At 72.6% G+C, this 12,149-nt stretch carries 14 protein-coding genes; 4 read left to right on the plus strand and 10 right to left on the minus strand.

Annotated elements, in window-relative coordinates:
• Nucleotides 1–54 precede the first annotated feature (54 nt).
• The 4 genes from OG900_14265 to sigE form a co-directional block, all read right to left on the minus strand.
• Nucleotides 55–672, minus strand: a complete 618-nt coding sequence (locus OG900_14265) for a hypothetical protein (protein ID WUH91153.1) — start codon at nt 670–672, stop codon at nt 55–57.
• Between the two features lie 174 nt (nt 673–846).
• Complete coding sequence (locus OG900_14270; GenBank protein ID WUH91154.1) at nt 847–1,326, minus strand: sec-independent translocase; 480 nt, start codon at nt 1,324–1,326, stop codon at nt 847–849.
• A gap of 141 nt (nt 1,327–1,467) precedes the next feature.
• Nucleotides 1,468–2,475 (minus strand): zf-HC2 domain-containing protein, encoded by a 1,008-nt coding sequence (locus OG900_14275; protein ID WUH91155.1) that lies wholly within the window; start codon nt 2,473–2,475, stop codon nt 1,468–1,470.
• Nucleotides 2,472–3,236, minus strand: a complete 765-nt coding sequence (gene sigE, locus OG900_14280) for an RNA polymerase sigma factor SigE (protein ID WUH91156.1) — start codon at nt 3,234–3,236, stop codon at nt 2,472–2,474. Before sigE ends, OG900_14275 begins: the two co-directional genes overlap by 4 nt.
• Before the next feature lie 212 nt (nt 3,237–3,448).
• Between sigE and OG900_14285 the strand changes: the two genes are divergently transcribed.
• A complete protein-coding gene (locus OG900_14285; GenBank protein ID WUH95754.1) occupies nt 3,449–4,084 on the plus strand; it encodes an O-methyltransferase in 636 nt (211 codons plus the stop codon).
• A gap of 104 nt (nt 4,085–4,188) precedes the next feature.
• On the opposite strand, the gene OG900_14290 is transcribed toward OG900_14285, so the two are convergent.
• Nucleotides 4,189–4,356, minus strand: coding sequence for a DUF3117 domain-containing protein (locus tag OG900_14290; GenBank protein WUH91157.1), 168 nt, complete (start codon nt 4,354–4,356; stop codon nt 4,189–4,191).
• Between the two features lie 269 nt (nt 4,357–4,625).
• Between OG900_14290 and OG900_14295 the strand changes: the two genes are divergently transcribed.
• On the plus strand, nt 4,626–5,408 hold the full coding sequence (locus tag OG900_14295; protein WUH91158.1) for an enoyl-CoA hydratase-related protein: 783 nt from the start codon (nt 4,626–4,628) through the stop codon (nt 5,406–5,408).
• Nucleotides 5,409–5,455: 47 nt separating this feature from the next.
• Here OG900_14295 and OG900_14300 read toward each other — a convergent pair whose 3' ends face one another.
• The gene (locus tag OG900_14300) at nt 5,456–6,019 is read right to left on the minus strand and encodes a DNA-3-methyladenine glycosylase I (protein ID WUH95755.1); all 564 of its coding nucleotides are present in this window, start codon (nt 6,017–6,019) and stop codon (nt 5,456–5,458) included.
• Between the two features lie 13 nt (nt 6,020–6,032).
• The gene (locus OG900_14305) at nt 6,033–6,419 is read right to left on the minus strand and encodes a DivIVA domain-containing protein (GenBank protein WUH91159.1); all 387 of its coding nucleotides are present in this window, start codon (nt 6,417–6,419) and stop codon (nt 6,033–6,035) included.
• Nucleotides 6,420–6,575: 156 nt separating this feature from the next.
• Here OG900_14305 and folP point away from each other — a divergent pair, with 156 nt between their 5' ends.
• Nucleotides 6,576–7,388, plus strand: a complete 813-nt coding sequence (gene folP, locus OG900_14310; GenBank protein ID WUH95756.1) for a dihydropteroate synthase — start codon at nt 6,576–6,578, stop codon at nt 7,386–7,388.
• A gap of 17 nt (nt 7,389–7,405) precedes the next feature.
• On the opposite strand, the gene OG900_14315 is transcribed toward folP, so the two are convergent.
• The 3 genes from OG900_14315 to dapE form a co-directional block, all read right to left on the minus strand.
• Nucleotides 7,406–8,215, minus strand: coding sequence for a TIGR00730 family Rossman fold protein (locus tag OG900_14315; protein WUH91160.1), 810 nt, complete (start codon nt 8,213–8,215; stop codon nt 7,406–7,408).
• Nucleotides 8,216–8,231: 16 nt separating this feature from the next.
• On the minus strand, nt 8,232–9,311 hold the full coding sequence (locus OG900_14320) for an alpha/beta hydrolase-fold protein (GenBank protein WUH91161.1): 1,080 nt from the start codon (nt 9,309–9,311) through the stop codon (nt 8,232–8,234).
• 109 nt (nt 9,312–9,420) lie between these two features.
• Nucleotides 9,421–10,488 (minus strand): succinyl-diaminopimelate desuccinylase, encoded by a 1,068-nt coding sequence (dapE, locus tag OG900_14325; protein WUH91162.1) that lies wholly within the window; start codon nt 10,486–10,488, stop codon nt 9,421–9,423.
• A gap of 604 nt (nt 10,489–11,092) precedes the next feature.
• Between dapE and OG900_14330 the strand changes: the two genes are divergently transcribed.
• A complete protein-coding gene (locus tag OG900_14330; GenBank protein WUH91163.1) occupies nt 11,093–12,040 on the plus strand; it encodes a hypothetical protein in 948 nt (315 codons plus the stop codon).
• Nucleotides 12,041–12,149 lie beyond the last annotated feature (109 nt).

A 12,149-nucleotide genomic window follows, 5' to 3' on the forward strand; every position in this document is an offset into this window, starting at 1 on the left:
CGGAAGGTCCGGGGGCGGCCCGCGCGGGCAGGCGGGGCGGCCCCCGGGGAGACGCTACGCGCCGCCGTCGTACGCGCGGATATCGGGAATGGCCGCCAAGGCCAACCCGTACGCACTCATGCCGCGCCCGAACACACCGAGGTGGACGCCGCGGGCCGAGCCCGCGAGGACCCAGCCGTATTCGGACTCGCGGTAGTGGAAGGGTGTCGGCTCGCCGTCCACCGGAAGGGTGAGCGCGGCCCAGCCGGAGCCGTCGAGGTCGTCGGCGAGCTCCCAGGCCGTCGCGGTCTGCTGGTCGAGCCAGTCCTGGCGGAGCGCCCGCTCCATCGTGGTGGGCCAGGTGCAGGCGAGCAGGCCCGAGCCCGCGAGCCAGGCGGCCGAGGAGACCGACGTGGCCTCCAGCAGCCCGGTGCCGTCCGCGGTGCGCCGCCCGGGGCGCTGGGCCACCGTCATGACCACGGCGAAGCGCAGCGTCTCGTCGGCAGGGTCGGCTTTGAGCGTGGGCTCGTCACCGTGCCCTATCGAGCCGTATTCGACCGTGCCGTCTCCGCTCGCCCCGACCGTGTGCAGCCAGCGGCGTCCGGTGAACGCCTCGTCCAGCCCGTACCACGGGAAGTCGGCCATCAAGTAGCCGTCGAGCGCCCCCTGTGCCGAACCGGTCTTCGTCTCCATGTGGGTCGCGCCTCCTCATTGCCCTTCTGGGCGACTCGCCATCTTGCCCGACCCTGGGTGGGTCAGGGGGCAGAAACAGCGCGGGGTGACGGCGAACACATGGACAATGATCACCCGATCGGGCGAAAAACCCTGATCCGGTTGACTTCGGAAGGCGTATGAGGGGCCGCGGGCTCAGGTCGCGTCGGAGTCGTACGGCGGCGGCTCGTCGTCGTCCGACTGCTCGCGCTTGCGCAGCAGGTCGGGCGTGCCGGACCCGGCGGCGCCGGCCGCGGCGGTGGCGGTGCCGGCCTTGCGGGCGGCGGGCGCCGCGGTGTCCACACCGTTGACCGCGTCCGTGACCTCGGCCATCTCCTTGCGCAGGTCCAGGCTGTTGCCCAGGTCCCGCAGCTCCTTCAGGCCGTACTCGTCCTCGTCGCTCATCAGGTTCTTGCGGATGAACGTCTTCGGGTTGAGGTCCTCGAATTCGAAGTCCTTGAACTCCGGGCCCAGTTCCCGACGGATGTCCTCTTTGGCGCTGTCGGAGAACTCCCGCACCTTGCGGATGAAGGCCATCGTGTCCTGGATGACCTTCGGGAGCTTGTCCGGTCCGAAGACGAGCACGGCAAGGACCACGAGCGCGACCAGCTCAAGCGGGCCTATGTCGAAGAACACCTTGCAGCTCCTTGGGACGTCCGCAGCCGGGGGGGCTGAGTCCGGCGGACTTTACGTTACCTGCCCCCGCGCGCGTAGCGGGAGTGGCTGCGGCCAACACTACGTCGCCGCACGGTGAAGCTCGCGTCTCGGTGCGCTGTCTCAGCGCACCGCTGCGGGGCCGTGCGCGGGGCCGTTCAGCGCGGGGGCGCGGCCCGCGTCGAAGGCGCCGGCCGGGAACGCGCCGGGGGTGGGCGGCTCGCCGGTCAGGGCCACCGACGTGACCGACGCGACGGAGGCCGCCGACGCGAGACCGCCGGGCAGCGCCACGCTGACCTGGCGCAGCCGCCGCTCCTCGCGGGCGTCGAGCAGGTCGCGCGGGGTGGTGCCGTGGGTGTCGGTGACCGAGTTGGCGGCGCTGAAGGGGGTGACCGCGGGCCCGTCGTCCGGGCGGGCGCTGCCGTCGACACCGGCCTCCATCGGCAGGGCGCCGCCGATGGCGATGGCGGCCATCGAGAAGGCGCCCGCGGCGGCGAAGGCGAACCGCCGGCCCCGAGAGGCCTGGGCGGCGGCTGCCGAGGCGCTTGCCGGGGCCGTGACGGCGCCCGTACGGGGGTCTGCGGGGCCGTCCAGCGGGCTCGCGGCGCCCGGCCGGTCACCGGTGAGGCCGCGGGCCACTTCGTGGATACGGAAGCCGCGGGCGCCCTTGCCGTCGCCGGGGGCGACCAGGTCGGGGGCCGGGGCGAAATAGGAAGGACGGCGCCGGCCGCCGGAGCCGAAGGCCCCCGAGCCGAGCAGGCCGCCGTCGAAGGGGCCGCGCCGGCCGTCCTGCGGGACCTCGTGGACGTCGTGGCCGCCGAGGAGGGCGCCGCGGCCGTCGGTGCCGTCGTCACCGCCGTCCTTGGGGCCGCAGGCCGCCAGGCCTTGCAGCCTGGCCAGCAGCCCGGCGGAGATCGCGGGCAGCTCGGAGGCCGCCACCACGCTCTTGAGCCGCCGCTGCTCGGTGGCGGCCGCCTTGCACTGCGGACAGGTCGCCAGATGGGACTGCACCCGCTCGCGGGCGTCGTCGGCCAGCTCGCCGTCGACGAACGCGGCGAGCCGGTCGCCCAGGTGCTGCTCGGCGGGCGCGGTGCGCTGCGCTCGCTGTGCGCCGGAACCGCTGGTGCTCACGCTCTCCCGCCCTCCAGGCCAGGTTCGATGACGGCGGCAGCGAGCGCGGGGACCTGCCGGGCGCCGGGCGCCCGGTGCTCCAGAGCCTTGCGCAGGTGGGAGCGGCCGCGGTGGATCCGGCTCCGCACCGTGCCCAGCTTCACGCCCAGCGTCGCCGCGATCTCCTCGTACGACAGCCCCTCGATGTCGCAGAGCACCACGGCGGCCCTGAACTCCGGGGCGAGGGTGTCCAGCGCCTGCTGGACGTCCGCGTCGAAGTGGGTGTCGTTGAAGTGCTGCGCGGGGGACGGCTCGCGGCTGGGCAGCCGCTCTGCCGCGTCGTCCCCGAGGGCGTCGAAGCGGATGCGCTGGCGCCGCCGCACCATGTCGAGGAAGAGGTTGGTGGTGATGCGGTGCAGCCAGCCCTCGAAGGTGCCCGGCGTGTAGGTGGACAGGGAGCGGAAGACCCGGACGAAGACCTCCTGGGTGAGGTCCTCCGCGTCGTGCTGGTTGCCGGTCAGCCGGTAGGCCAGCCGGTACACCCGGGCACTGTGCGTACTGACGATCTCCTCCCAGGAGGGAGGCGTCCACGCCTGAGGGTCCCCGTCGGTGGCGAATGTCGCGGTCGAGGAGTTGTTGTCGCGTGAACTGTCATCAGCAGTCTTGGTCACGGATTTCGGCTGTCCGGCCGACCGTCGAAAGCGCGTGAGCACCTTCCGGTCACCGGCCGCAGCCGCACCTCCCCTGTCGGCTCTGGTGGTGTCCAGTAGAGCCTCTACCATATCCACCTCGCCCGTTAGCTCCGGATAAGACCACTGCCGCCCCTGGGCCGGGAACCCGCGCCATCGCCGCGGACTGCCGCCCGTCTGCCTTCGCTGTGCCTAACGCGCGGTCCCATCAGCAGGTTCCCCGACGCAACGGATACAGTCGCCGGGCGGGGCCGCACACGGTCAACGAACGGTCATCGGGCACATTCGGCTACGAGGAGAGGGCCATTACCGGCAACCGGCAGGCGAGCTGGGCGTTCGCCGACGCTTTCGTCGCCGAGGACGACGCCCTCATACGCGCGAGGGCCCGCTCGCACGCGTCGGGACTGCGGCCCGTCTCCCCCGGCACCGGTGCGGCGCTGCGGCTGCTCACCGCCGCGGGCAACGCGAAATACGTGGTCGAGATCGGCACCGGCACGGGCGTCTCCGGCATCCACCTGATGCGCGGGATGCGCCACGACGGGGTGCTGACCACCGTCGACACCGAGCCGGACCGCCAGCAGCTGGCCCGCGAGGCCTACCGCGAGGCCGGCTTCGCCGCGAACCGCGCCCGCTTCATCCCCGGCGCCGCCCTCGACGTCCTGCCCCGCCTCACCGACGGCGCCTACGACCTGGTCTTCTGCGACGGCGACCGGCTCGAGTACCTGGACTACCTGGACGAGTCGCTGCGGCTGCTGCGCCCCGGCGGGATCGTCTGCTTCGAGGGCGCCTTCGCGCAGGGCCGGGCCCTGGACGCCAACCACCAGGACTCCGAGTCGCAGACCCTGCGCGAACTGCTGCGGGCCGTCCGCGACAGCACCCGCCTGTCCCCGGTGCTGCTCCCCACCGACGACGGCCTGCTGTGCGCGGTCCGGCGGCCGTAGCACCGGCGGCCCGGAGTGCCCCCGTAACTCGCCGGCGGCATAAAAAGGTGCGCGGCCACGCGCATGAAGCACGTGGCCGCGACGATGTCAGGGGACCGCTGGTCTCAGACGATGGCCTTCTTCAGCGCATCGCCGAGGGCATCCGCCTCGTCCGGGGTCAGCTCGACAACAAGCCGCCCGCCGCCCTCAAGCGGAACGCGCATAATAATGCTCCGCCCCTCCTTGGTCACCTCGAGCGGGCCGTCACCCGTCCGCGGCTTCATGGCCGCCATGCTCGTTCCCCTTCCTGAAACCAGCTCGGACTCGAACACATTGGTTCTCGGCCATTATCCCGCATCCACCTGCCCGATGACCAACAGCGGTGGCACTCCGTTCCACAATCGACATCCGCAAAACCTGTCAATTCGCCGCGCGGGCCGTGCGGTGCACGGCGCCGGGCCTTCGGCGGCACGGGAAAACACTTGACGTAGGTCACATGACCTCCGGTCCGCGGGTCCGGCATTCTGGCCAGGACCATTGCCGCGACGAAGGGGTTACCGCCATGGCCGACAGCGTGCTGTACGAGGTGTCCGACGGGCTCGCCACCGTCACCCTCAACCGCCCCGAGGCGATGAACGCGCTCGACACCGCCACCAAGGCGGCACTGCGGGACGCCCTGCGGGCGGCGGGCGCCGACGAGGCGGTCAGGGCGGTGCTGCTGACCGGCGGCGGGCGGGCCTTCTGCGTCGGCCAGGACCTCAAGGAGCATGTGGCGATCCTGGAGGCGGGCGGCGGCATGACCACGGTCGCCGAGCACTACAACCCCATCACACTGGCCATCGCGACGATGCCGAAGCCGGTGGTCGCCGGGGTGAACGGGGTCGCCGCGGGCGCCGGTGCCGGCTTCGCCTTCGCCGCCGACTTCCGGGTGGTCGCGGACACCGCGTCCTTCAACACGTCCTTCGCGGGCGTGGCCCTGTCCACGGACTCGGGGGTCTCCTGGACCCTCCCCCGGCTCGTGGGGCACTCGCGGGCCTCGGACCTGCTGCTCTTCCCGCGGGCGATCCCGGCCGCCGAGGCGGCCGACCTCGGCATCGCGAACCGGGTGGTGCCGGCGGCCGACCTGCCGGCCGAGGCGCTCGCCGTCGCCCGGCGGCTGGCGGCGGGCCCGACGCTGGCCTACGCCTCGATCAAGGCGGCCCTCGCGCACTCCGCGACCCGCTCCCTGCCGGAGGCGCTGGAGCGGGAGGGGGAGCTCCAGGTCGCCGCCGGTGCCTCCGCGGACCACCGCGAGGCCGTCTCCGCCTTCCTGGCCAAGCGACCCGCTGTTTATACGGGCCGCTGATCCGCCGGTCGCAAGGAGCACGCCCCTTGCGGGCCTGTCCGGACTGCTCAGCGCGCCGAGCAGTCCGCCAGGTGGTCGTTGACCAGGCCGCAGGCCTGCATCAGGGCGTAGGCCGTGGTGGGGCCGACGAAGCGGAAGCCGTGGGACTTGAGGGCCTTGGCAAGGGCCGCGGACTCCGGGGAGACCGGCGGGACGTCGGCGGTGGTGCGGGGGGCCGGCCTGGTCGCGGGATCGGGGGCGAAGGACCAGACCAGGGCGTCGAGGCCGCCCTCGTCCCGCAGCGCCTGCGCGGCCAGCGCGTTGGCGATCGACGCGTCGACCTTGGCGCGGTTGCGGATGATCCCGGGGTCGGCCAGCAGCCGCTCCCGGTCCGCGTCCGTGAAGGACGCCACCGCGTCGATCGCGAAGCCCTTGAAGGCCGCCCTGAAGGTCTCCCGGCGGCGCAGGATCGTGATCCAGGACAGGCCGGACTGGAAGGCCTCAAGGCACACCCGCTCGAAGAGCGCGTCGTCGCCGTGCACGGGCCGGCCCCACTCCTGGTCGTGATAGGCGACGTAGTCCGGGGTGGACAGGCCCCACGGGCAGCGGGCGACCCCGTCCTCGCCGATCACGACACCGCCGGGCTCACTCACCCGCGCCGCCCGCGTACCCGCGGCCCGGGTCCTCTGAGGAGGTGCCCGGCGGCTGCTCCTCCTTGGCCAGGGACATCGTCGAGTCGTGCGCGTGCGCGCCCGCAAGCGACGACTCCAGCTCGGCGATCCGCGCGTCCCGCTCGGCCAGCTCCGCGCCGAGCCGGTCGAGGACCTCGTCGACGTCGAGCATGCGGTAGCCGCGTACCGCCGTCGGCAGCCGCACCGCGTCGATGTCCGTGCGGATCACCGGGCGGTCGGCGGGCAGCCGGTCGTCCAGCCGGTCGGTGCCGGCGTCCCGCAGCGGGCCGGCTTCGCCCAGTACGGCCATTGCCACCGCGGCGACCACCGCGACCAGCGCGATGAGCATGAACCAGAACAAGTCGATCTCCCGGAGTCCGGCCTCAGGGCCTGCCGTACATTGTCAGGCCGTCCATGTCAGGCACGATCGTGCCACGATCGCATGAGTCTGAGATGAGGAGCGGCAGTGGCACTTCGGCTGGGCACCCGGGAATTCGGCGAAAGGGAGCCGGTGATCATGGCGATCGTGAACCGTACGCCCGATTCGTTCTACGACCAGGGCGCCACCTTCACCGACGAACCCGCTCTGGAACGGGTCGCGCTCGCGGTCGCCGAGGGGGCCGCGATCATCGACATCGGCGGGGTGAAGGCGGGCCCCGGCGCCGAGGTGTCGGCGGCCGAGGAGATCCGGCGCACGGCCGCCTTCGTCGGCGAGGTGCGCCGCCGCCACCCGGACGTGGTGATCAGCGTCGACACCTGGCGGCACGAGGTCGGCGAGGCGGTGTGCGCGGCCGGCGCGGACCTGCTGAACGACGCGTGGGGCGGGGTCGACCCCGAGCTCGCCGAGGTGGCCGCCAGGCACGGCGTGGGCCTGGTCTGCACGCACGCGGGCGGCGCGCGGCCGCGGACCCGGCCGCACCGGGTCGGCTACGACGATGTGATGGCCGACATCCTGCGGGTGACCTGCGGGCTCGCCGAGCGGGCCGCGGGCCTCGGGGTGCGCAGGGACGCGATCATGATCGACCCGGGGCACGACTTCGGCAAGAACACCCGGCATTCGCTGGAGGCGACCCGCCGTCTGCCGGAGATGGCGGCGACGGGCTGGCCGGTGCTGGTGTCGCTGTCGAACAAGGACTTCGTCGGCGAGACGCTGGACCGCCCGGTCAAGGAGCGGCTCATCGGCACACTGGCGACCACGGCGGTCTCGGCGTGGCTCGGCGCCCAGGTCTACCGGGTGCACGAGGTCGCCGAGACCCGGCAGGTGCTGGAGATGGTGGCCTCCATCGCCGGCCACCGCCCGCCGGCGGTCGCCCGCCGCGGACTGGCGTAGCGGTCCGGGCGGACCGGTCAGGCGCTCTCCTTCGTGACCCGCTCAACCGCTTCCTCCACGTCGTCGGTGACATGGAAGAGCTCCAGGTCGGCCGCCGACGCCTTGCCCTCGGTGACCAGGCTGCCGCGGATCCACTGGATCAGGCCGCCCCAGTATTCGCTGCCGAACAGCACGATCGGGAAGCGGGTGACCTTCTTGGTCTGCACGAGGGTCAGCGCCTCGAACAGCTCGTCCAGGGTGCCGAAGCCGCCGGGCAGCACGACGAAGCCGCGGGCGTACTTCACGAACATCGTCTTGCGGACGAAGAAGTAGCGGAAGTTCACGCCGATGTCGACGTAGGGGTTGAGGCCCTGCTCGAAGGGCAGCTCGATGCCGAGTCCCACCGACACCCCGCCGGCCTCCAGCGCGCCCTTGTTGGCGGCCTCCATCGCGCCGGGGCCGCCGCCGGTGATCACCGCGAAGCCGGCCTCGGTCAACGCCCGGCCGATACGGACGCCGGCTTCGTACTCGCGCGAGTCCACCGGGGTGCGGGCGGAGCCGAAGACGCTGACCGCCGGGCCCAGTTCGGCCAGTGCGCCGAAGCCCTCGACGAATTCGGACTGGATGCGCATGACCCGCCACGGGTCGCCGTGGACCCAGTCGGACGGGCCGTGGCTGTCCAGCAGCCGCTGGTCGGTGGTGCCGGTCAGCACCTGCCCGCGCCGCCGCACGACCGGTCCTGTGTGCCGCTCCGGCCAGCCCTTGCCGTACGGCAGCTCCTCCGCCGCCGCGTTCGCCGCCGCCGCGGCCTCCTGGGCGTCTCCCGGGACGCCTCGTGCTTCTGTCATATCGGCAGCCTACGCATCAGGGTGCCGCCGACGGCGCCAAAGGCACCGCCCGCGGTGCTTCGAGGCGGGCGCTCACCCAGGTGAAGGCGTCAGGGAACATCCGGCCCCAGGTGTTCCAGTTGTGCCCGCCGTTGTTCAGCTCCAGGGTGCTGACCTCCGTGGGCGCCTGCGCGGCGCCGGTGATCCAGTCGGCGAACTTCGGCGGGCTCTCCCGGTCCTGCAGGCTCGACTCCACCAGCAGCCGCGTGTCCGGATGCGTGTTGCGGGCCAGCCACAGCGGTGAGCGCACCCCCTTCGACGGGTCGTCGGGCGCCAGCGCGGCGCCCGCGGCGAAGGTCTCGGGGTGTTCCAGCGCCAGCCGGGCCGCGCAGTAGCCGCCGGTCGATATGCCCATCACCGCCCAGCCGCGGGGCGCCGGCAGCGTACGGAAATTGTGCGAGATCGTCTGCACCACGTCGTCGGTGAGCCAGGTCTCGACCTTGCTCCTGCCCTCGACGTCCGCGCAGCCGGTGTTGACCCGGTCGGGCGTGATGGTGGGCAGCACCAGGATCGCCGGCTCCGCGCGGCCCGCGCTGATCTGGTCCTGCATGATCCGGCCGAGCCGCATCCCGCGCAGGAAGCTGTGCGGGGTGCCGGGGATGCCGTGCAGCACCTCGATGACCGGGAAGCGCGTGTGCGCGAACTCCGGCTTCGCATACTGCGGCGGCAGCCAGACGATCACATCGCCCTTCGTGCCGCTGTCCCAGCCGTGGACCGTGGCCCGCTCGAAGCCCTGCGAATACGAGGCGAACTTCACCGAGTAGTCCGGCACCGCGGGCGCCGGGGGGCCGCCCTGGGCGCCGGGCCGGCTCGCGCCGCCGGAATTGGCATTGCCCAGCAGGTCGTCCCACGAGGCGTAGAAGCCGTTCTCGTTGTTCACCGTCACCATCACCACCAATATGGCGGTGATCTGGCACACCACGATCATGCCGACCCGCAGGGCCGACCGCAGCGGGCGCGGCCCGCGCACCCGCGGCCACAGCAGCACCGCACCGGCCACCGAGGCCACCGCGGCCGCGACGAGCAGTGCGGCGAACCAGCCACTGGTCAGTCCCACGACGTGGTGTCCCTCCCCCATCCAGAACCGGACGTATCCGATCAACCATGCCGGGAGGAAGGACCCGTGCGCACCCCAGTTCGGTTGCCTGCCGAACGGGTGATCCGCGTCAGCCGGTGAGCCAGGCGGTCAGCTTGCGTTCCGCCTCGCGGATCGCCTCGACCTCCACATGCTCCTCGCGGGTGTGCGCCAGCGTCGGGTCGCCGGGGCCGTAGTTGACCGCGGGAATCCCCAGCGCGGAGAAGCGGGCCACGTCCGTCCACGCCTCCTTGGCCGCGGGGGCGGTACCGATCGCCGCCACGAAGGCGGCGGCCGCCGGATGCGACAGCCCCGGCAGCGCCCCGGGCGCGCTGTCGGTGAGCACCACGTCGAAGCCCTCGAAGACGTCACGCACCCGGTCCAGCGCCTCCGCTTCGCTCTGATCCGGCGAGAAGCGGTAGTTCACGGTGACCGCGCACGTGTCGGGAATCACATTCCCCGCGTGCCCGCCCTCGATCATGACGGCGTTCAGCCCCTCGGGATACGTCAGCCCGTCGATCTCCACCCGGCGCGGTTCGTACGCGGCGAGCCGCGCCAGGATCGGGGCGGCCTTGTGGATCGCGTTCTCCCCCAGCCAGCTGCGTGCGGAGTGCGCCCGGCGCCCGGTCGTCTCGACCCGCACCCGCAGCGTCCCCTGGCAGCCGCCGTCCACCCGGCCGCCGGTCGGCTCCATCAGCACGGCGAAGTCGCCCGCGAGCCAGTCCGGGTGCCGCTCGACCAGCCGCTTCAACCCGTTGAAGTCGGCGGCGATCTCCTCGGCGTCGTAGAAGACGAAGGTGAGGTCGCGGTTGGCGTCGTCCAGGGCCGCGGCCAGCCGCAGCTGCACCGCGACGCCCGCCTTCATGTCGCTGGTGCCGCAGCCCCACAGCACGCCGTCGGCGTCCAGCCGGGAGGGCAGGTTGTCCGCGATCGGGACGGTGTCGATGTGGCCCGCCAGCACGACGCGCTCGGCCCGGCCGAAACGCGTTCTGGCGACCACCGCGTCGCCGTCGCGGTCCACGGTCAGGTGCGGGTGCGCTTGCAGCGCGTGCTCGATGAGGTCGGCGAGCTGCTTTTCGGTGCGGCTCACCGACGGCACGTCCACGAGGGTTGCCGTCAGGACGGCCACATCTGTCTTGAGGTCAAGTCCGCGTCCCATACCTCCGCACTCTAGGCGCTCCGCGCCCCGGGGTTGGCCCGTGCCCCTTGCGGTGCGTCCCTCGGCTGCCACCTGGTGGCGGGTTGCCGCTCCGTTCTCCCCCAGCGCTCCGCCTGGGGGTACCCCCACGCGCCCCCTGGGTGGGTGCCTCGTCCTGTTGCGTTCACAGTTGCGGTCCGCGGTGGCGGTGCGCTTCGTTCTCCCCCAGCGCTCCGCCTGGGGGCACCCCCACGCGCCCCTGAAAAACGGTCACCCTCCGCCCAGAGGGGGAGGCCCCTGGCAGGGGCGAACGCTGGGCGTAGGAGGACGCAGGCCAAAAGGGGCGCGGGGAACTGCGCGCCCCGCCGAAGAGGCGGGAAAGAAAGCAACGCGACCGCAGGGGGCACCCGCCCAGGGGCTCGGGGAACTGCGAAACAAGCCACGACGTACGCGCAGGCAAGTGACGCACCGCAAGGGGCGGCACCCCAGGGGCGCGTGGGGGGGTACCCCCAGGCGAAGCGCTGGGGGAGAACGGAGCGGCAAGCCGCCCGCCGGGGGAAAGCGGACCGCCAGCCGCAAGGGGCAGGACCTCAAGGGCCCGGCGGGGAGCCGGTACGCTCGGCTGGTGGCCACGTCAGGCGCCTCTTCCGGGGGCAAAAGGAACCGTCCGCGGAAGAGGCGCGCGGCCCGCGCGCTGACCGCGCTGCTGCTGCTCGCGGCAGCCGCGTTCGTCGCGTACCACCTGAGTGGGAAGTCACCCCAGGCGGCCGCCTGCATGGTGCGGTCGGACGACGACACGCTCAAGCTGACGCAGTCCCAGGCGGCGAACGCCGCGACCATCGCCGCGGTGGCGACGGCGCGCGGCCTGCCGGAGCGGGCCGTCACGATAGCGCTGGCGACCGCCTTGCAGGAGTCGCGGCTCGACAACCTGGACCACGGCGACCGCGACTCGCTCGGCCTCTTCCAGCAGCGCCCCTCGCAGGGCTGGGGCACCCGGCAGCAGGTGCTCGACCCGGTGTATTCGACGAACGCCTTCTACGACCGCCTGGTCAAGATCGACGGCTACTCCCGGCTGCCCCTGACCGTCGCCGCCCAGAAGGTGCAGCGGAGCGGCTACCCGCAGGCGTATGCCAAGCACGAGGCGGACGCCACGATGCTGGCCGCGGCCCTGGTCGGCCGCAAGGCCGGTGCGCTGAGCTGTACGACCGGCGCGGACAAGGCGGACAGCGCGGGCGGGGCGCCGGGTGACCCGGCGCTGGTGGCCACCGAGCTGAAGCGGGAGTTCGGTATGAGGACGCGGCCGAAGACGGCCGGGGAGCCGGCTCTCACGGTGAGCGTGGCGGCGGCGCCCGCGGGCGGCGGGACGTCCGGCGACACGATGCGGCGGGGCTGGCAGCTGGCGCAGTGGTCGGTGGCGCACGCGCACGACCTGAAGGTCTCGGCGGTGTCCTTCGCGGGCATGCAGTGGCAGGCGGCGCACTCCGGCAGCGGCTGGCGGAAGGCGGCCGAGGACGCGGGCGGCGATGCCGACGGCGCCGGCGGCGGATTCGTACGGATCACCGTCGCGCAGTAGTGCGTGTTCTCACCCGGGCGGGGTTTTCCGGGGCAATGGACGAACGGCGTGGCAATGCACCGCCACCGGGAGGCGATTCCCTTGCGCCATCAGGGATGTGACGTTTTTT

This window comes from Streptomyces sp. NBC_00433, assembly GCA_036015235.1.
Taxonomy (GTDB): Bacteria; Actinomycetota; Actinomycetes; order Streptomycetales; family Streptomycetaceae; genus Actinacidiphila.

Coding starts and splice junctions, on each gene's coding strand:
- OG900_14265 (WUH91153.1), bottom strand. CDS start 672: ATGGAGACGAAGACCGGTTCGGCACAGGGGGCGCTCGACGGCTACTTG.
- sigE (WUH91156.1), bottom strand. CDS start 3,236: ATGGTAGAGGCTCTACTGGACACCACCAGAGCCGACAGGGGAGGTGCG.
- OG900_14290 (WUH91157.1), bottom strand. CDS start 4,356: ATGGCGGCCATGAAGCCGCGGACGGGTGACGGCCCGCTCGAGGTGACC.
- OG900_14295 (WUH91158.1), top strand. CDS start 4,626: ATGGCCGACAGCGTGCTGTACGAGGTGTCCGACGGGCTCGCCACCGTC.
- folP (WUH95756.1), top strand. CDS start 6,576: ATGGCGATCGTGAACCGTACGCCCGATTCGTTCTACGACCAGGGCGCC.
- OG900_14315 (WUH91160.1), bottom strand. CDS start 8,215: ATGACAGAAGCACGAGGCGTCCCGGGAGACGCCCAGGAGGCCGCGGCG.
- dapE (WUH91162.1), bottom strand. CDS start 10,488: ATGGGACGCGGACTTGACCTCAAGACAGATGTGGCCGTCCTGACGGCA.